Below are 18,778 nucleotides of genomic sequence, written 5' to 3' on the forward strand. Positions count from 1 at the left end.
TGCAGACGCACTGTGGGGGGATTGCAAAGCTATTGAAGCTTGGCGACAGACCGTACACGACGGTTGCAATCTAGTGACTTTCTTATTCTGCGAAAGTTTTCCATAAAAAGAAATTTTCTTGACCGCGCGGTACGATCGGGCCTAAACTTCTGGCGAGATAGCCAATCAGTTGCGATTTCCGGCTCTTCTGGGAGGGAAGCCATGAAGTATCCAAAGACGCCTAGAATACCCGACTGTCTCTCAGCCCGGTGACGCCACTTCGTGCACCTGCTTGAGTTGCAGCTGCCGAGATAACTGAGAGACGACTGCGCGATGCAGGTCGCCGATCATCCCGGCACCTGAGAGCCGCTCTTTTAGACTTTTCCGAACTACCTTGTGTTTCCGGAGGAGGAAGCAATGATGTATTGTGTCCGTTTAGCATTAAGCCATGGACTGCGAGCCGGTTATGTCATGGCAGCCCTATTCGTCGTGGCGGCCGTGGCACATACACCTGCAGCCGCTTCGGAGCCGCAACTTGGTATTCCGCAGGTCATCGAGAATGGGTGGATGGTTCGGTTGAATCACCCTGACAATGCAAAGACATTCGACTTTGACATGACAGGATCGGGCTTCAAGGTGGTGACTGCGGCGAATTCCGCAACTTTGCCGGCCCATATCTCTGTTCATCGCAAGCTCGACACATCCGTTTCAGCTCTCCGCTTTATCTTAGACGCTGAGGGCGATCTCTCCGAAAACACAATCATTCTTTATGATGCGGCAGCCAATGAGCTGTGGCGCCATCAGGGAGCACTCACAAAAACCGCGATTGAACTGACGGGGCTGCACCTAAACGGCGAAATTGTCTTCAGGATTCTTCGCGGCAAGGGCGCACCTGGCGCAGCTTATACCATTTCCGGCATTGAAACCGCGGCTGACGTGACCCCGCCAGTGATTGCACCGGATGGCTTCACACTTGTCGATACTCTCGATGCGTTGCGGGGCTATGCACGTCTCGATAACGTCAGGGTGCGTCTGAAGCCCGGAACTTACCGGCTTGACAAAGCACTTTACCAGCATTTCGTCGAGTTCAGCGGGAATGACAGCCAGTTTGACATGACCGGTGTCCGGATCCAGGCCAATACTGAGCTATTCTCGCCGTTTGGCGTCATTCCAGGCGTCGGCGGCTTTTACAGCGTCATTGACTTGACCGGTGATCGGGTTGGGATTGAGGGTGGATATTTCGAAACCTACGGGGACAAGCCAGGTCTCCAGCCACGCAACAAGATCCTCAACATCACTGGAGACGACGTCACGCTAAACGGCACGACGATTCAGACATCAGGCTCCGTTCCATGGGGTTATGGCAGTCTTTTCGGTATCAGCGGCGACCCTGTTCGAAAGATGAATGGGATCCGCGTTGGAGCGCCGGCCGATCGCGTCATCCTGCGCAACTGCACCGTCCACATGCGTGCAATGGGGCACGGGATCTTCATTCAGGGAGCAGCAGACACCTTGATTGATGGGTGCAAGATTGATGGTCTTCTGCGTTCGACCAACGACATTCTGGCAGAAACCACTGGCTTTGCGGCCGAGCGCGACTTCAAGATTAAAGGCAGTGGAGAGGGGGTTCTGCCCGATGCCAACGGGCGCATCCCGCGCGGCGATATGGTTTCGCTCAGTGAAGACGGCATTCGTCTTTATGACAAGAGCGGTACGACACGAACCGGCAAGACAACCATTCGCAACGCCACCGTGGTGGGAATGCGCAGAGGAATTTGCACTGGCTTCGGAGTGGGTGGAAACCTGATCGTCAACTCCACCGTCCGCGATACCATTCAGGCTGGTTTCCATGTTGGCAGCGGTGACATTGTGATTGGTGGCAAGGCGGATGCCAAATACAGCGAAGCGCTGAGTATTGCGCAAAACAGCTATCAAGGCGCACGGGTCGAGCTTGAGATCCTGGATAGCCGCGGTGGAAACGGCAACGATCTCTTGGCTCAGATCAACGGTAGCCAACATCGGGTGACGCTCCATAGTAGCCAAGCCAAATTTGTGCCAGCAGCAATGGTCGTAGAGTTTGCAACGAACAGGGGCTTTCTCGGGAAGCTTGACAACTATGGAGCCGACCGTCCGGACGGTCTCGCATCCGACATCGAACTGCTGAACCTCACGCCTGCCAAGGTCAATCTTTCACAGCGGGCAGAACGCATCACGGTCGTTGCACCGATGAATAGCCAGTGAAAAAAGGAGAGGATTACAGAGCACTCCACTCTCTGTATTTCCGCTCAGAATTAGGAAGCGATATTGCTTCGTATCTTCCGAAGTTTTGGGGTACGATGTGTGGTCGCCTGTAGCTGGTTCGCTTCTCAGTCCATGAATCTTGCTGCTCTGCCGCTGCGCCTAGTTGCATTGTTGTAGTATTCCGATGCCTGCTGGACGGTATGCGCCGTCCACGCCCCATCGATTTACAATTTCGGATAGAAGGTAAGGCAAGCTGGGGGCCTGATGCGAGCTCACCGGATAGTATCTGACGAGCTCATTGTGAGAGGCCTTGATGCGGGCGGCGTAGGCCCATGGCATCAGGGCATCAATGTCCTTGGCGAGGTGGCCGTTTGCGAGATGGGTGAAGAGGTCGCACAGGTAGGCATAGGGCTCGACGCCGTTCATTTTGCACGTGCCGATCAGGCTGGCAAACCGGGCCCAATTACGGCCCCCTTCGTCGTGCCCGGCAAAGAGCGCATTGCGGCGGTTCATGGCAGGGCGGCGGATGGCGTTTTCCACCAGGTTGGAGTCGATATCGACATGGCCATCATCCAGGAACAGCCGGAAGCCCTCCTGTCGCGTCAGCATATATGCGAGTGCCTTTCCGAGGTCCGACTTGCGTGACACACGCAAAGCCTGGGCCGCGAGCCAGGTAAAAACGCGTCCACCAGTGGAAGGGACAAGTCCTGTCGAACAGCCCGGCGATGTTCGGGATCGGAACCGCGGATACTGTCTTCGATCTTGTAGAGCGCGGCGATTCGCACCAGCGCCTCGTCGACAATGGGTGATCCGCTCTTCGGCGCGGCCTTGATCAGCTTTCTGCGTCCGTGCGCCCAACAGAATGCCAGCTTCAAGGGATCTCCACCCACCCGGTCCGGCGTGGCGAGGTGAGAGTAACCGCCATAGGCGTCCACCTGGATTGTGCCGTTGAACCCATCGAGGATCTCTGCGGCATATTCGCCTTTCCGTCCGGGCCGGTAATGGAACACCGCGCCCGACGGAGCAGAGCCATTCCAGCCGCGATCATAGCGCAGCACAGCCCAGAGATAGCCGGTCTTCGTCTTGCCTCGTCCCGGATCCAAGACCGGAGCTGTTGTCTCATCGACATAGAGCCTGGTGCTGTCCCACAGCAACCGCTTGGCCATGTGCTCGACCACCGGTGCGATTTCGTTGCCCGTGCGCCCCATCCAATCGGAAAGTACCGTGCGGTCGATCGGCACCCCGTGTCGCGCCATGACCTCGGCCTGCCGGTTGAGCGGCATATGTTCGGAATGCTTGGAGACGGCAATCTCCGCCAGAAGGGCTTCCGTCGGCCAGCTTGCCTCCAAAAGATGCGCCGGCGCCCTGGCCTGGACGACGCCCGTGCGCCCCTTGGGGCAGGCGTATTTCGGGCGGATCGTGACGATCACTTCATAGCGTGCCGGCACCCGGTCGAGCCGTTCCGTCCGGTCTTCGCCGATCCGCACCATGTTGCCGCAACCGCAGGGACAAGCGATGCTCTCGGGCTCGATCACACGCTCGACCCGCGGCAGGTGTTCAGGCAATGCACGGGCCTTGCGCTCCTTGCGAGGAGCGACTTTTTCCGGATCGGATGCACCCGCGTCGATCTTTTCCTCGACGGCGGCGATCCGCGCCTGTGTCTCGGCAATCGCCGTTTCAAGGTCTTCCAGCGCCAGTTCCATCTGCGCCGGATCGAGCTTTTCCGATTTCGGCCCGAACTTCGTGCGTCGATAGTCGTGAACCTGCCCCTCAAGCTTCTCGACCAGGCCCTTCAACTCAGCGATGAAGGCGTCCTTTTCAGCTACCACAGCCTGCTCATGCTGACGGGCGGCACGCTCGACGGAAAGCTCGAACTGCATCGCGGCAAACGCCTTCACCACCTCTGGCGGAAGGTCCGGAAACTGGCTGAGATCAAGCGGCGATGACATGCCCCCTTATAGCAAGGCAGCACAAAAAATCCAAATAAAACAATGCAAAGACGGTCGGACATTCACCCTGCCGCCGACGGCGCGGTAACCCGTCGTGCCATCACCCGTCGCCAGTCAAGACCTTCGAACAAAGCCTCATATTGACCCCTGGAAAGACGCATCGTCCCATCCTGAACCTTGGGCCAGGCAAAGCTTCCCTGTTCGAGGATTTTGTAGATGCGTACCAGCCCTGTGCCATCCCACACCAGGATCTTCAGACGATCACCACGCTTCGAACGGAAGATCACCGTCACCCCGGAATACGGGTCGAGCTTCAACTCGGTCTGCACCATCAGAGCCAGCGCCTGATGTCCACAGCGGAAGTCTACCGGCCGCGTTGCAATCAGGATCGGCAGGCGTTGGCCAGCGACGATCATGAGGCTCCTCGCACAGCGCGAACCAGAGCAGCGACCCGGTCAACCGGCACATCGCAAGGAATACGCATCACAACGTCTGAGCCAATCTCCAACGTCAACACCGATGATCCCGCCTGCGGTACTTCGCACGCCAGCTTTGGCAACGGCAAAGGATCGGCAGGCTCAAGGCTCTCCGCAGCGATTGCCAGAGGCACAATGCCGGCTCGCCACCATCATGCGACAACAAAGTCGTGGCCGCCGCAAGCGGCAGGGCCAGAATACCGTCGCGCACCTGACGTCGCCAATCGGAAAGCTGGTTTGCTACAGTTATTGCCAAGTTGTTTGAGGCAGGTCGCGCGCGACCACGGTGCGAGTATTTTAGGCGACCATTTCAGCGGTATACTCGGCCCACAGGCCGAATGCATCAATCCGCGCCTGGCGGTATGACATGACTGAGAGATTGTAGCGACGTGGGCGGAAGATCGTGTTGATCTGGTCGTGTGCTGACAGAAAGCGTTGCGCCTGGCGAGGTGATTTGAAACGCCCCATGATCTTCTCGCGTTTCCGTGTCTGGCGATGCGAATTTTCAATTCTGTTGTTCAGGCCCTTGTGCGCACGATGATCGGCATTTGGCGCGATGGCCTGTATCGGCTTGAAGCAGCTGCCGAGCTTATCCGTCACGACGACGCGTGGCGCGCCAAATTGCCTGACCAGCCTGGAGAAGAAGCGTCTGGCGGCCTTGGTTTTGCGACGTGGCTGAACCAGGATGTCGAGCACATCACCGTCAGCGTCGATTGCCCGCCAGAGCCAGAATTTCTTGCCGCCGATCACAATGACAGCCTCATCCATGTGCCACTTGTCATTCGGCTTTGGCCGGTCCCGGCGAATGCAGGTGGCAAAATGGCGGCCAAAGCGATTGATCCAAAGACGAACGGTCTCCCGGCTGACGATCACGCCGCGCTCCGCGAGCAGATCCTCCACATCGGCCGTGCTCAGGGCAAAGCGATGGTAGGCCCAAACCGCATAGGCAACGATCTCACGTGGAAAACGAAAACCCTTCAGACGGGGAAAAGCGCTCGGCAATTTCATCGGGTCCCGATACCTCAAACGCATGCCTCAAACAACTTGGCAATACCGGCGATGATGTATCGCGAGAAGTCATCGAGAATGGTCGACAGGTAGAACCATCCCCAGCCGATGACCTTCAGGTAGGTGAAGTCGGTTTGCCACATCTCGTTCGGTCGCGTGGTCTTGCCCTTGAACTCGTCGTTGGCCTTGATGACAATTTAGGCTGGCGACGTGATCAGGTCCTGAGCCTTCAGCAGGCGATAGACCGAAGCCTCTGACACAAAATAGCTTTCCGTGTCGGTGAACTTCACCGCCAGCTCGCGCGGCGACAGATCGGTGTGGTCGAGAGCCATCTCGATGATCCTGCCCCTGATATCGTCGGGGATGCGGTTCCACACCCGTGGCGGCGCGGACGTCCGGTCTTTCAGTCCCTCGACACCGTGGGTCTGGAACCGATCATACCATCTGTAAAATGTTGGCCTGGGAATGCCGAGCTTGTCGAGGGTTTGCCGGACAGACAGATGTGACTGCTCGACCAACCGGATGATTTCAAGCTTTTCGGTGGCGGGATATCTCATTCTTCGTCGCCCCCATGCCCGATCATGCTTTTTTTGAGCAGGCGGTTTTCCAGGGTGAGGTCGGCCAGCGCCTCCTTCAGCTCGCGGCTCTCCTTACGCAGCGCCTTGACCTCGTCACTGGTCGCCGAGCGGGCGGTGTCACCGGCAAGCCGCTTCTTGCCCGCTTCGAGGAATTCCTTGGACCAGCTATAATACAGGCTCTCGGCGATCCCCTCGCGGCGCTGATGTCGGACAATTTGCTCGACGGTGCGGATTTCTGTCAGAGGTGTTCGAAGCAGATTGCCCAGAACCTGTTCGAGGAGGACCTGGCCTCTCTGTGCCCGCTCCGCCGAATTGGTCGCGAGGTACAGCACCCTCCCCTTCAACTCGACGGTTCCGAGTACCCTCGCCCCGGCGTCCATCGTGCTGTCGAGAGACAACGCTGCCCCCTGCCCCCGCGCCGCTTCGGCGGAGGTTCAAGCCAATTCCAGAATTTCGCGCTCTCCTGCGACAGACCGTCGACCTGCCCCAGGCGCGCGGCGATCTCATTCTGGGTCACGCCGGAAGCCAGCGGAAAATGCATGTGGTGAAACAGGAGCTCGTCCCCGTCGCTGTTGTGCATCACGGGCATCTGTGTTGCGCGCTCGAGCGCATCGAACAGCCATGACAGCGTGAACATGCAGGCGGCACTCTGCAGATCCTCGTCCTTGATGGCGGGCAGCTTTCTGGCGCGCTTGTTTCCGAAGATCTGCCGCAGTCCGTCAAGCAGCGCATCGGTGGCTTCCGGCGTGAACGGCAGCAAGCCGCCGGCCAGCACGTGCTTGCCCATCACCGGGACGATGCGGGCCGCGATCCGGTCCCATTGCTTGAGCGACCTGGTGGCGGTTCCTTCACTGACGGCGATCGGCAGGCCGCCGCGCAGCAGGTCACGCGCAACCAGGGAGGTGCCGGGCACGATCTCGCTGACCTCGTAAAGGCTCATGACCGAACCACGCAGCGCGGCCATGTAGGCCTTCGCCTGGGCGCTTTCCTTCCAGCCACGGCGCCTTAGATATTCGTCGACAATATTGCCGCCCTCGACCTCGAAATCCCGGGTCAGGAAATCCTCGAAGGCGCAGCCCCAGAGCGTCATGGCCAGACCGTCACCGAGCAGGTCGGCAAGATCCTCGAAGTCCATGTCGGCGGCTTCCAGGGCGGGGCCGAAATGGTCACGAAACACCTCTTCGAAGCACGCGCGCCATTCCGGCCGCGCAAGAAACTTCATCAGGCCGTAAAGGTCGTGAGCGGTCGGCATGCAGGCCTCCCCTTTTTTCCGGATTTTCCGCGACGCGGCGTTGACCCTTTTCTTCACGGTCGCTGCAGCCTGCTGTCAAGTCCACACGTCCGTCGCCAGCAAGCGGGCGATATGGACGAAGCCCCGGCAACCCTGCATCGGAATCGGCTTCAGGAAAGGGTAACAGCTGTTACCTTTCGCGATCCGGTCCATCCGCATCGCCTTCGGCAACCGCAGAACCAGCGCCGTGCGCGGATCCGCACCACGTCATCCGACAGGCCACCGCTTGCGCATCGAAAGCCGGAACCGGCTGCTGCAACAGACATCAACCCACGCAAAAAGTAACAGCTGTTACCCTGCTCCGCCGGCAGCGAGGCGGAGAGGGCAGTCACCGAGCCAGTCTGAGAACGACGAAACCGGGCAGGGGCGACAGCGAGGCGCCAGCAAAAAGGGCCTGCCGGTTGCTGCCGACAGGCCCTCGCATCTCTTCGGGAAGCCCCGCTCCCGATCAGCTGTTGCGCTGACGCTGGAACTCCTCGACAAGTTCCGGCAGTCGCTGCAGCAGCCAGTCCGAAAGGCCGGGCAGGCGCTTGTCGGGAATGGACAGGCGGGTTGCGCCATCGGTCCGCTTCACGCCGATCACCACACCCTCCGCCAGCGTCAGGTCCTTCACGTCAGCCGGAAGGCGAACGGATTGATCGAGTGCGTTCAGCACAAGCGAAAACCGCCGGTCACTGCCGCTCACGGACCATTCCGGCGATTCCGTTACATCCGCCACGGCGCGTGCCTGACGGTCGGTAAGCGTGCGTTCCTTGATGAAGGCGCCCAGCTTCTCCCATTTCGGACGACCGATGGAAGGGGCGGGACCGATCAGCCGGATCAGGTCCTCCGGAATGAGCGAGGCCGTGTTGGTGAGTATGGAGATATAGGCGAGGCGCTGGCCATCCTTGCGGCCAAGCGCTTCCGAGATGGTTTCCCGCGAATACTTCCGTTCCTTGAGCTTCAGGGCAAACAGCGCCTGCTCGATGAAGGACAGGTTGAGGCGCGCCGAATTTTCAATACCCTGCGAAACCGCAAGCTCCTCGTCGCTCATGTCGCGAACGATCGCCTTCACCGGTCTCTTGAGGATCTGGCAGGCCCGCAGGCGCCGGTGTCCGTAAGCCACCTGATAATGGCCCGGCTTGCCCGCAAGCGGGCGCACGAGAATGGGAAGTTTCTGTCCCGCCTCGCGGATGCCCTCCACGAAGGCCTGGAAGCTCTCGTCGCCCTCGATATCCAGACGATCGCTGATGAAGGACGGGACAATGCGCTCGGGATCGAGTTCGACGACCGACTCGGCCGAGAGCAGCTGGTCATGAAGCCGTCTGTTCTCGTCCTCGATCGAGACAAAGGCGCGGTCCATCGATTTGACGGCGGAGGAGCCGACCCGCCGCCGTTCCAGCTCCTGGGGGGAGGGGGGAGTCTGCTTTTCGAGCGCCTGCGCGTCGACATTGGCAAACAGGCTTCTCATTCGCTGATTTCGTTCTTTCGGATTGACCATTACCGGCCCCACACGTGTTTGATGTGAAGGAAGATCTCGCGGTTGACCGCATCCATGGATTCGAGCGCGCGGCTCAGCGTATCGCGCCCGACGCTGCCGCGCGTCAGCTCGTAAAGGCTCTTCTTCTCAAGCCCGGCACTTGCGATCGCAGTCGTCTCGACGACGGCCGGGGCGAGCACATCCTCCTTGAAAAGGGAGCGCAGCAGGGTGACGACATTCACCTGCGGCCCGTCATTCGGGTTGTGGCGGGTAATCAGATAACGGATGAAATCGTGGCTGAGCGTGCCGCCGCGCTCTTCGATCACGCCCATCAGATCGCTCATCATCGCGAGAAACTGGTTCATGCTGGCCACATCGATCATCGCCGGATGAATGGTGATCAGCAGCCCCGTAGCCGCACACAGCGCCGCAAGCGTCAGGTAGCCGAGTTGCGGCGGTGCGTCGATCAGTACGACGTCATAATTCGCCTCCACTTCGGCAATCACGGCCGACAGCCTGCGGAAGAAGATCTCGTCACCCCGGCCATAGCCCTCGGCAATGGCCTGCGGCGTCTCATGCTCGTATTCCATCAGTTCAAGGTTGGCGGGAATGAGATCGATGCCCTCGAAATAGGTCCTGCGGATGACCTCCCGTACCGGACGACGCTGGTCGTCATAGCGAATGGCGGCATAGACCGTCTCGTTTTCCTCAATGTCGAATTCCGGCTGGTAGCCGAACATTGCCGACAGGGAGGCCTGGGGATCGAGGTCGATCGCCAGAACGCGCAGGCCCTGGATGGCGAGGTAATGCGCCAGATGCAGCGTGGTGGTGGTCTTGGCGGAGCCGCCCTTGAAGTTGGCGACCGCAATGATCTGCAGCTTTTCGTCGCCGCGCCGGCGCGGAAGGAAGTCGAGCGCTTCGGCCGGCCGCTTGTTTGCCAGATGCTCCCGAATCTCGTTCACCTGCGCGAGCGTATAAATGCGCCGGCCATTGTCCTGCCGGTCGGGGATCACACTTTCCCCGTCCAGCGACATCTGCCGCAATGTCGATTCCGCGATGCCGAGAAGCGCTGCGACCTCGCGCGAGGTGAAGGTCTTCAGCGTCTTGGCGGATTCCGGCTCGTACAGCCGCTCGCGGATCGACTGAAGCTGTGCGGACAATAGCTGGGACTGCCGGCTGATCTTGATCGCGGACGATTCTGCGGGTTCGGAGCGTAACGGATGGCTTGTCATTTTTTCCTCGCGACGGTTTTTTCTCGATCATCAGCAAATTTCCGTCGAAGGCACTGTTGCTGAAATTTGCCCTTTCGTCAAACACTACTTGGTTAACGGAACCTTGACGCGCAGCGGCCGAGCCCCCCTGCGAAACGCGTGCGTCCGCAGGCGGATTGCTGGTAAACTCCGACGGGCCAGGCCATCGCTCCGTCAGTCAGCGGCAATGAGCTCCAGACAGTGACAGCGCTTTGCACCCGCAGCAGGTGGCCGCGGTGAGGGTGGGCATTGCCCGCAACACGGACGCGTCGTGCAGCCGTGTCAGCCTGGTGTCCAGACCCTCACGGCGAGGATGGGGGAGGGGGGCTCGCAGCCTGGGTTCCATCCAGATCCGCACGGATGAAAGCTGCCGTCTGCTCGTAATGACATTGAAGCAGGTGCACCGCTTCATCCGTCGCGTGATCCAGCACCGCCTTGAGGATCTCGCCATGTTCCTGGCTCACCTTGCGCACACGAAACGCCTTGCGGCTGGAGAGCGCCCGATAGCGATTGAGCCGGTCGGCCAGTTGCTCGCAGAAGCCGATCAGCGGGCGTGATCCGCAGCCGTCGATCAGTCTGGCGTGAAAGGCCCGGTGCAGACGCTCCCATTCCGGATTGCTTTCGAAACGCTCGGGATTGAGCGAGCGTGGCGCACGCTCCAGCCGGTGATGCGCCACAAGCAGCGCCTCCTCCCAGGCCGCATTCGCATTGGCCATCGATTCCCTGAGTGCCAGCCCCTCGACCCAGCAGCGAGTCTTCGTCAGTTCTCCGAGTTCCTCAAGGCTGATCGGCTTTACGAAGAAGCCGCGTTGCTCCCTGCCGATCACGAGGTCTTCGGTCGTCAACCGGTTCAGCGCCTCGCGCAGCGGCGTCTGACCCGCATCGTAGTGTTCCATCAGGAAGCGAAGTTGCAGCTTGCGGCCCGGCTCGAGTGCCGCCGACAGAATATCCGCCTTCAGGCGCTCATAGATGCTGGTTGCCCGCGTGGCGGGACTGTCGGCCGCTCTGTTCGGCAGGTCGATGTTCATGTGGCTCCACCGCTTTCGTCCGGTTTTATATACACCATCGTGCGCACACGCAAAATTTATAAATTATGCCTTTACCGCAAAAAGTTTGTATATTACGACAAGGTCAGCGGAGGAGTTCAGCATGAGCACAGGCTTGAACAGGGCAGGGCGCTTCAGGAGCGGTTGTGGCTGTGTCGGCATCGACGTCCACTGCCATGTGGTCCCTTCCAGCTTTCCGGCAGCGCCCGGCGGAGGTTCGCTTTCCGGATGGCCGTCGATGACACCTGCGCAGGATTGCCATGCGACCGTGGTGATCGACGACAAGCCCTACCGCACAGTGAATGATGCCTGCTGGGTGGCCGAGCGGCGCATCGAGGAAATGGATCGCGCCGGCATCGCCGTCCAGGCTCTGTCTCCGATGCCGGAGCTGTTCGGCTACTGGATCGAAGCGCAGGCAGCGGCGGAACTCTGCCGGCATGTCAACGATGTCATCGGCGCACTGGTGCAGGAAGGGCAGGGGCGTTTCATCGGCCTCGGCGGCCTGCCCATGCAGGATATCGATCTCGCCATTGTGGAACTGCAGCGGCTCATGGCTTTGCCCGGATTTCGGGGCGTCGAGATCGGCAGCAATATCAATGGCACCACTATTGGCGATCCGCACTTCCATCCCTTTTTCGCGAAAGCCGAACGGCTGGGTGCTGCAATCTTTGTGCATGCGGTGCGCCCCACCGGCATGGATCGGCTGGTCGGCCCTGCTCCCCTGCAGCAGATCCTGGCCTATCCGACCGATGTCGGGCTGGCAGCCGCCTCCGTCATCACCGGCGGGCTCCTGCAGAAATTTCCAGGACTGCGCATCGCCTTCAGCCACGGCGGCGGAACATTTGCAGCCCTGCTGCCACGTCTCGAACAGGGCTACCACACCTTTCCGGCGGTGCGCGACAGCCTGGCGCAGACGCCGGTCGATCAGGCCCGCAAGCTCTATGTGGACGCTCTCGTTTTCGACGAGGACATGCTGAAGCGCATCGTCTCCGTCTTCGGTGAGGACCGGGTCATGATCGGCACGGACTACCCATTCAACTTCCGGGAAAAGGCGCCGATTTCCCGGATCGAACAGGCCTTTGATGACGCTGCCCTGCGCGAACGCCTGACGTTCCGCAATGCGCTGGCCTTCCTTGCGCTCGATGAGGAGATTTGATGGACATGACGGACTTTCCCGTGACTGCCCTGCGCAGCGTTGAACTGGGAACGCCGGATCTGGCGGCATCGGTGGATTTCTACACCCGCGTCTGGGGACTGGAAAAGGTCGCTGAAGCCGGAGACAAGGTGTTCCTGGCCGCGACGGGTGATGATTGCCACGTGCTGGAACTGAAGCAGAGCGACCGCTCTGAACTGCGCAAGATCACCTTTCGGGTCCGCTCGGCGGAGGATCTCGCCGCGCTTTACGAAAGGACGGTGGCCTTTGGCTGCACGGTGCTGCGCGCGCCGGGCGCTGCCGATCCGCTGACCGGCGGGCGCAGGTTCGTCGTGCGCGAACCGCAGGGTTCGGTTCTGGAATTCGTGCATGGTGACCGGCGCAAGGAAACGGCTGTCATGCCCAATCGTGTGCTGCGACTGGCGCATGTCAACATCAACAGCGCCGACGTTGAGGCACTGTCGGACTTCTACCGCGCGGTGCTCGGCTTCCGCCTGACCGACCGCTCCAAGATGATGGCGTTTCTCAGCTGCAACAGCGATCACCATGCCGTGGTGCTGGCCGAAGCCGCGGCACATGGGCTGAACCATATCGCTTTCCTGATGCCGGATCTGGAATCGGTGATGCGTGGCTCCGGCCGCGTGATCGATCATGGCACTCCGATCGGCTGGGGTGTTGGCCGCCACGGCCCCGGCGACAATGTGTTTGCCTATTTCGTCGATCCGATGGGGGTCGTCATCGAATACACGGCGGAAGTCCTGCAGGTGGACGAGAGCTACCGCGTGAAGGGGCCGGACGAGTGGGTCTGGCCGCCCGGCCGCACGGACCACTGGGGCATTGCGCCGCCGAAGAGCGAGGCCTGCAAGAAGGCCCAGATTTCCATCGGATTTTCCGGCGCCTGAGGCCGCCGTCCCCGTTATGCAAGAGGCTTATCCGTGACGAAAGAGACTGCAATCACAGACCGTTATGATGTGCTGGTGGTCGGCTTCGGCCCCGCCGGCGCCGTTGCCGCCGGCATGCTGGGCGCGCGCGGTCACTCCACACTGGTCGTCGACCGGTTGACCGACATCTACGACAAACCGCGCGCCATCGCGATCGACCATGAGATCCTGCGCCACTTCGACAATATGGGCGTTGCCGATCAGGTGATGCCTTACATCGCTCCCTTCACCGCCTCGCAGCATTTCGGCGCCAAGGGCCAGCTCATCCGCCGCATCGACATGGTGCCGGAACCCTACCCGCTCGGCTACACGCCGAGCATGGTCTTCACCCAGCCGCCCGTCGAGGCGGTGCTTCGCAGCCATGCCGAGAGTTTCGATTGCGTCACGGTTTCGCTCGGCGTCGAGATGATCGACCTCGACATCCGCGAAGACGAGGTCGTCGCAACGCTGAAAGAGGCCACGGGCGAGACCCGGATGGTCGCCGCACGCTACCTGATCGGCTGCGATGGCGCATCGAGCCGGGTGCGCGAGCTTGCCGGCATCAAGTTGGAGGATCTGGTGTTCGACGAGCCGTGGCTCGTGATCGACGTGCTGGTCAATGAGGCGGGGCTTGCCAAGCTTCCGGAGACCTCTGCGCAGTTTTGCGATCCCGCCCGTCCCGCAAGCTTCGTCATGGGGCCGAAAAACCATCGCCGCTGGGAAATCATGCTTCTGCCGGGTGAAGATCCACGGGAAATGGCCCTGCCGGAGAATGTCTGGCGGCTTCTGTCGCCGTGGCTGACGCCTGAGGATGGCGAATTGTGGCGTGCCGCCGCCTATCGCTTCCACGCCCTGGTGGCAGACGACTGGACAAAGGGCCGGGTGGTGATTGCCGGCGACGCCGCCCACCAGCAGCCGCCCTTCATCGGCCAGGGCATGTGCCAGGGCTTGCGTGATGTGTCCAACCTGATCTGGCGGCTCGACCGCATCCTGAAAGGCCAGTCGGAGGAAAGCCTGCTGGCGAGTTACACGCAGGAGCGCAAGCGCCATGTCGAGACGCTGACGGGCCGGATCAAGGCCATCGGTCAGGCGATCTGCGAACGCGACCCCGAGGCTGCGGCTGCCCGCGATGCTCGTATCCTTGCCGATGGCGGTGGAAAGCCGCTGGTGATCACCCGCCAGGAGATCGTGCCGCCGATCGAGGCGGGTCTGATCGCCGCGGAAGGCACGCCGGCACGCGGCCTGCTCTTCCCGCAGCCGGCGATCCTCGAGAACGGCGAAAGCCGCCTTCTCGATCACTTCACCGGCCCGACCTGGCGTTTGGTGCTGGACGGTCGCCGGGTCACGCAGGCGCAGGGCAAGGCGCTTGCGACCGCAATCGAAGGGCTGAGGGTTGTTGCCGTCGCCCCCGAGGGCGCGGATACGGCCGACGGCGCGGCGCTGCACGAAAAGGATGGCGTCCTGACCGGCTGGTTTGAACGGCATGGCGCCGTCGCCGCGCTCGTGCGGCCGGATCATTACGTCTTCGGGGCCGCTGCCGACCTCGATGCTCTTCACCAACAGATACAGGATCTCGGTGCGCGTCTCGCCTGAGACACCCGGCATCCGCTCAACCGATTTGAAGGAGTAACCGCATGAGACTTTCCACCGTCAGACTAGCTGGACGCACCACCTGGGGCGTGATCGAAGGCGAGACCTTCCGCGATGCCGGTGCCGTCCTGGCCGACCGGTATGCGGACCTGAAGGCGGCCGTGACCTCAGGCCTCGAAGGTGTTGCCGAGGCTGCGGGGAAGGCCGCCGCGTTCCCCCTCTCGGAGATCGAATGGCTGCCGGTCATTCCGAACCCCGACAAGATCCTTTGCGTCGGGCTGAACTACGAGATGCATCGCAAGGAAACCGGCCGCGCCGAAGTCGAGAACCCGACCATTTTCGCGCGCTATTCCAACAGCCAGACGGGTCACCTGAAGCCGATCATCCGGCCGAAGGTTTCGACCGAACTGGACTATGAAGGGGAACTCGCCGTCATCATCGGCAAGCCGGGCCGCTACATCTCCCGCGCGGATGCGCTTGGCCACATCGCCGGCTTTGCCTGCTACAATGACGGCAGCGTGCGCGACTACCAGCGCCATACGCACCAGTTCACGCCGGGTAAGAATTTCCCCGACACGGGCGCCTTCGGCCCCTGGATGATGACGCCGGACGAACTCGGCCCGCTCGATGCACTGCGCATCCAGACGCGCCTCAACGGCGAGGTGGTGCAGGACGCAACCTTCAGCCAGATGATTTTCGATATCGCCCGGCAGATCGAATATTGCTCCAGCTTCACACGGCTGGAAGCCGGCGACGTGATCGCATCCGGCACGCCCGGTGGCGTCGGCGCCAAGCGCACCCCGCCGCTCTGGATGAAGCCGGGTGACATTGTCGAGGTCGAGATCGACCGGCTCGGTGTCCTGCGCAATCCGATCACGGACGAGCAGGGCTGACCTGAGACAGAGCGACAGCGCAGCGGGGCCGCACGATCATGTGGCTCCGTTGTCGCGGTCGAATTCTCGCTCCAAGCTCTGGCAGAAAGAACGGCAATCACTCCAGCATCAAAAACAGTCGGTGTGCGCTCTGTTCGGCCAACTTGCCGACGCATTCGCGAACTGTTTCGGTATGCCGAAATAAATGAGCCCCCTGCAGCCGGATCGTTCACGGCCGCAGGGGGCTTCTTCGCATCCTGTCCCGGGAGGTGAGGGTCAGGGCGCGGGGAAAAGGTTGACCTTGGCGATACCCGCCAGGGCCGCAATCTCGTCATTGTCGCCCACGTCGCCGGAGATGCCGATGGCGCCGAGCACTTTTTTGTCGGCGTCAAGGATCAGGACGCCGCCGGGGGAGGGGATCATCCGCCCGCCGCTGACGGAGGTCAGCGTGGTGATGAAGGTCGGGTTCTTCGCCGCCCGCTGGCTGAGTTCACGCGAACCAAAGCCCATGCCGAGCGAGCCCCAGGCCTTGCCGTAGGCGATGTCGAAGCGGACGATGCCGGCACCGTCCTCACGCTTGTAGGCGATCAGATGGCCACCGGCATCCAGCACCGCAACGGCAAGCGGCTGAAAGCTGCGTCTGCGGGCCTCGGCCAGCGCTTCGTCGATGATGGCGGATGCGATTGAGAGTGACAGCATGATGAGCTCTGGTTCCAATGTGTGACAAGGCGACGATCAGATGAACATCGCGAAAATATCGCGGGATGTGGAGGGACGCGGAACACGGAAGGCCACGCTTCGCGTATCGATGGCGCCGGGGCGGGAGAGACAGGCGTCGAGCCAGCGCTGCATGGCAGGCCAGGCTGAAATGTCGATCCCGGCGATCGGGATGAAGTGCATGACGGCAGCGACATTCAGATCGGCAGCGGTGAAGCGGTCGCCAACCATGAAATCCCGGTTCTTCAGATGCGCATCGAGCACCGCCCACGGCCGGGCAAGCTTGCGCAAGGTTATCTCGGTCTCGTCACCAGACGGGTCGTGCGGCTCGAACAGGTAGCGGACCGCCGATGTCAGAAGCAATGGCTTCTCGATTTCGGTGGCAACCCAGAACGACCACTGCGTCATGAGGGCATCTTCCTCGATCGATTGCGGCCCCAGAAGGCCACCATATTTTTTGGCCAGGTAGAGGTTGATCGCAAGCGATTCAAACAGAACCGTTTCGCCATCCACCAGCGTCGGGCATTTGCCGTTCGGATTGAGCGCCAGGAATGCCTCTGGCTTGGGCGCGCCGGGATGGAACCAGACCGGCTCGCGGTGATACTCGATGCCGGTCTCGTTCAGCATCCAGCTGCAGCGGTTGGCACGGGTGCGGGTGACGTCGCCATACAAGGTTATCATGGTGTTTTCCTCCCTGATGATCCGGCCGTGCCGAGTGGCACGGCCGGCTGATCTGTCGTCAGAAACCGCGGTCCGAACCCAAAGCGTTGCCCGGCACCCAGATGCCGTGGAAGCCTTCATGCACGCGGCAGGGGAATTTCAGGATGGCGACCGGCCCCTTCGCGAGGTTGCGGGCATCGAGAATGACGAGATCGGTGCGGTTTTCCGCGCGGCGGCCGACCATGGTCATCAGCCAGCCGTCGCCTTCCTCCGCATCCGGGCTGCGCGGCACGAAGCAGGGTTCTTCGGGCGAGGAATCCGGTCCGGCGTAGAAGAGTTCGATCTTGCCGGTCTCCTCGTCGAAATGGCCAAGGCAGGTGAAGGGCGGGCCCTTCGGGCCGGGCGGCAGCATCGGCCAGCGGGCCGGATGATTGGTGCCAAACCAGAAATGGCGCGTGCGGCGCATGGAAAAGCGCGGATCGACCACCGGCATCTCGCCGATGTGGTTGATGAAACGCTCCACCGTGACGTCGCCGCCCTTGGTGGAGAGATCGACGATCCAGCGTTCGCCAAACGGCGGCAGTTCGTGCGCATGCGGGTTGTGAATATCCGGGAACTGGCTGAGCCAGCCGGATTCGTTGACGAAATGATCGAGCACCAGCCGGCTGCCGTCATCCCAGGCATTGAAGGTATGCGTCTGCATGGCGATCTTGGGCGCCGTGTACCAGCGGATGGCGGAAACACCCTGGTCACGCGGGATGACCGCGATATAGGTCTGCTTCTGGTTGTCCCAGTGCCAGTAGGATTCGCCCTTTTTCACCCGGTCCCATTCGCAGACCATCGGGCAGATGACGAAGGCGATGAAATTGCGCGACACCAGGAAGTCATGCACCATCGAGCAATAGGGGGCCTTGAAGCGTTCGGTGCGGGTGAACTGCCCTTCCTTGTCTATGGAATAGACCTCGATCTCGTCGCTGGCGATGCCCTCACAGTTATAGGCAAAGGCAACGCATTCCCCGGTCACGGGGTCGATTTTCGGATGGGCGGTGAAGGTGCGGCTTTTCAGCTGGCCGCCGAAATCCACTTCGCCGCGCGTGGTCAGATCGTTGGGATCAAGCTCGTAGGGACGGCCGGATTCCTTCAGCGCATAGAGCTTGCCGTGATGCCAGAGTACAGACGTATTGGCCGTGTTGGCATCCTCGCCGCTCACTTCCGGGCTATCGGTGAAGGGATTGCGATAGGCGCCGAAAAGAGCACGGCGGGCAGCCCGCTCCAGCTGGAACTTGCGGGTGCGCACATAGCGCATCGTCAGGTCCGCATGACCGTTCTGGATGCGCACGGAATGCACCATGCCGTCGCCGTTCAGGAAGATGTCCTTGCCGTGCAGCGGCGGATAGGTGTGGTCGGCGCTGTTGCGGATATACATTCCTTCAAGCTCGGAGGGAATGCGGCCGATTACTTCAAGATCGTGCACTTCGCCTTCGATGCGCACCGGCGCGGCATAACCGTTGAATACGACGTCATCCGGGAATTGCAGCCCCGGGGGCAGATTGACATGCTGGTTCATGATGATCCTCCATCAGGTTATC

General features: G+C 61.1%; 14 protein-coding genes and 3 pseudogenes. 5 read left to right on the forward strand and 12 right to left on the reverse strand.

The genetic code is table 11. The features are described from left to right. Positions 1–396 precede the first annotated feature (396 nt). Positions 397–2,220: a right-handed parallel beta-helix repeat-containing protein gene (locus tag KLP42_RS14640; RefSeq protein ID WP_215567494.1), complete on the forward strand. Its 1,824-nt coding sequence runs from the start codon at positions 397–399 to the stop codon at positions 2,218–2,220. A 303-nt stretch (positions 2,221–2,523) separates the two neighbouring features. On the opposite strand, the pseudogene tnpC reads toward KLP42_RS14640, so the two are convergent. The 9 genes and pseudogenes from tnpC to KLP42_RS14680 form a co-directional block, all read right to left on the reverse strand. Next, positions 2,524–4,169, reverse strand: a pseudogene (tnpC, locus tag KLP42_RS14645) (IS66 family transposase); the annotation flags it as partial. A gap of 62 nt (positions 4,170–4,231) precedes the next feature. Further along, complete coding sequence (gene tnpB, locus KLP42_RS14650) at positions 4,232–4,585, reverse strand: IS66 family insertion sequence element accessory protein TnpB (protein WP_215567495.1); 354 nt, start codon at positions 4,583–4,585, stop codon at positions 4,232–4,234. Next, positions 4,582–4,889: pseudogene (locus tag KLP42_RS26945) on the reverse strand (IS66-like element accessory protein TnpA); the annotation flags it as partial. The gene tnpB and the pseudogene KLP42_RS26945, both read right to left, overlap by 4 nt. A gap of 53 nt (positions 4,890–4,942) precedes the next feature. Next, the gene (locus tag KLP42_RS14655) at positions 4,943–5,653 is read right to left on the reverse strand and encodes an IS6 family transposase (RefSeq protein WP_215567496.1); all 711 of its coding nucleotides are present in this window, start codon (positions 5,651–5,653) and stop codon (positions 4,943–4,945) included. Between the two features lie 47 nt (positions 5,654–5,700). Next, positions 5,701–6,575 (reverse strand): annotated as a pseudogene (locus tag KLP42_RS14660) (helix-turn-helix domain-containing protein); the annotation flags it as partial. Next, entirely contained in the window at positions 6,572–7,540 is a 969-nt protein-coding gene (locus KLP42_RS14665) for a DUF7986 domain-containing protein (protein WP_252193007.1), read from the reverse strand. The pseudogene KLP42_RS14660 and the gene KLP42_RS14665, both read right to left, overlap by 4 nt. Before the next feature lie 430 nt (positions 7,541–7,970). Then, complete coding sequence (gene repB, locus KLP42_RS14670; RefSeq protein ID WP_252193008.1) at positions 7,971–8,972, reverse strand: plasmid partitioning protein RepB; 1,002 nt, start codon at positions 8,970–8,972, stop codon at positions 7,971–7,973. Between the two features lie 29 nt (positions 8,973–9,001). Next, positions 9,002–10,213 (reverse strand): plasmid partitioning protein RepA, encoded by a 1,212-nt coding sequence (repA, locus tag KLP42_RS14675; protein WP_215567498.1) that lies wholly within the window; start codon positions 10,211–10,213, stop codon positions 9,002–9,004. Between the two features lie 320 nt (positions 10,214–10,533). Next, positions 10,534–11,259, reverse strand: coding sequence for a GntR family transcriptional regulator (locus KLP42_RS14680; protein WP_215567499.1), 726 nt, complete (start codon positions 11,257–11,259; stop codon positions 10,534–10,536). A gap of 121 nt (positions 11,260–11,380) precedes the next feature. Here KLP42_RS14680 and KLP42_RS14685 point away from each other — a divergent pair, with 121 nt between their 5' ends. Genes KLP42_RS14685 through KLP42_RS14700 form a run of 4 tightly spaced genes read left to right on the forward strand, consistent with a single transcriptional unit; the run spans position 11,381 to position 15,833 of the window. Next, positions 11,381–12,433 carry an amidohydrolase family protein gene (locus KLP42_RS14685; RefSeq protein ID WP_215567500.1) on the forward strand — a complete coding sequence of 351 codons (1,053 nt, stop codon included), beginning with the start codon at positions 11,381–11,383 and terminating at the stop codon, positions 12,431–12,433. A gap of 5 nt (positions 12,434–12,438) precedes the next feature. Further along, positions 12,439–13,332, forward strand: a complete 894-nt coding sequence (locus KLP42_RS14690) for a VOC family protein (protein ID WP_215567798.1) — start codon at positions 12,439–12,441, stop codon at positions 13,330–13,332. A 33-nt stretch (positions 13,333–13,365) separates the two neighbouring features. Further along, the gene (locus KLP42_RS14695) at positions 13,366–14,943 is read left to right on the forward strand and encodes a bifunctional 3-(3-hydroxy-phenyl)propionate/3-hydroxycinnamic acid hydroxylase (RefSeq protein WP_215567501.1); all 1,578 of its coding nucleotides are present in this window, start codon (positions 13,366–13,368) and stop codon (positions 14,941–14,943) included. A gap of 41 nt (positions 14,944–14,984) precedes the next feature. After that, positions 14,985–15,833, forward strand: coding sequence for a fumarylacetoacetate hydrolase family protein (locus KLP42_RS14700; protein WP_215567502.1), 849 nt, complete (start codon positions 14,985–14,987; stop codon positions 15,831–15,833). Positions 15,834–16,088: 255 nt separating this feature from the next. On the opposite strand, the gene KLP42_RS14705 is transcribed toward KLP42_RS14700, so the two are convergent. Genes KLP42_RS14705 through KLP42_RS14715 form a run of 3 tightly spaced genes read right to left on the reverse strand, consistent with a single transcriptional unit; the run spans position 16,089 to position 18,756 of the window. Next, positions 16,089–16,511, reverse strand: a complete 423-nt coding sequence (locus KLP42_RS14705; protein WP_215567503.1) for a GlcG/HbpS family heme-binding protein — start codon at positions 16,509–16,511, stop codon at positions 16,089–16,091. A 36-nt stretch (positions 16,512–16,547) separates the two neighbouring features. Next, the gene (locus KLP42_RS14710; protein WP_215567504.1) at positions 16,548–17,210 is read right to left on the reverse strand and encodes a glutathione S-transferase family protein; all 663 of its coding nucleotides are present in this window, start codon (positions 17,208–17,210) and stop codon (positions 16,548–16,550) included. Between the two features lie 58 nt (positions 17,211–17,268). After that, a complete protein-coding gene (locus KLP42_RS14715; protein ID WP_215567505.1) occupies positions 17,269–18,756 on the reverse strand; it encodes a carotenoid oxygenase family protein in 1,488 nt (495 codons plus the stop codon). Positions 18,757–18,778 lie beyond the last annotated feature (22 nt).

It is taken from the genome of Rhizobium sp. CSW-27, from assembly GCF_018760785.1.
GTDB lineage: Bacteria > Pseudomonadota > Alphaproteobacteria > Rhizobiales > Rhizobiaceae > Neorhizobium.

What these genes read in the sequence shown, in the direction of transcription:
- repB (WP_252193008.1), bottom strand. Translation starts at nt 8,972, where the DNA reads ATGAGAAGCCTGTTTGCCAATGTCGACGCGCAGGCGCTCGAAAAGCAG.
- KLP42_RS14705 (WP_215567503.1), bottom strand. Translation starts at nt 16,511, where the DNA reads ATGCTGTCACTCTCAATCGCATCCGCCATCATCGACGAAGCGCTGGCC.
- KLP42_RS14690 (WP_215567798.1), top strand. Translation starts at nt 12,439, where the DNA reads ATGACGGACTTTCCCGTGACTGCCCTGCGCAGCGTTGAACTGGGAACG.
- KLP42_RS14680 (WP_215567499.1), bottom strand. Translation starts at nt 11,259, where the DNA reads ATGAACATCGACCTGCCGAACAGAGCGGCCGACAGTCCCGCCACGCGG.
- KLP42_RS14640 (WP_215567494.1), top strand. Translation starts at nt 397, where the DNA reads ATGATGTATTGTGTCCGTTTAGCATTAAGCCATGGACTGCGAGCCGGT.
- KLP42_RS14710 (WP_215567504.1), bottom strand. Translation starts at nt 17,210, where the DNA reads ATGATAACCTTGTATGGCGACGTCACCCGCACCCGTGCCAACCGCTGC.
- repA (WP_215567498.1), bottom strand. Translation starts at nt 10,213, where the DNA reads ATGACAAGCCATCCGTTACGCTCCGAACCCGCAGAATCGTCCGCGATC.
- KLP42_RS14655 (WP_215567496.1), bottom strand. Translation starts at nt 5,653, where the DNA reads ATGAAATTGCCGAGCGCTTTTCCCCGTCTGAAGGGTTTTCGTTTTCCA.
- KLP42_RS14685 (WP_215567500.1), top strand. Translation starts at nt 11,381, where the DNA reads ATGAGCACAGGCTTGAACAGGGCAGGGCGCTTCAGGAGCGGTTGTGGC.
- tnpB (WP_215567495.1), bottom strand. Translation starts at nt 4,585, where the DNA reads ATGATCGTCGCTGGCCAACGCCTGCCGATCCTGATTGCAACGCGGCCG.
- KLP42_RS14715 (WP_215567505.1), bottom strand. Translation starts at nt 18,756, where the DNA reads ATGAACCAGCATGTCAATCTGCCCCCGGGGCTGCAATTCCCGGATGAC.
- KLP42_RS14700 (WP_215567502.1), top strand. Translation starts at nt 14,985, where the DNA reads ATGAGACTTTCCACCGTCAGACTAGCTGGACGCACCACCTGGGGCGTG.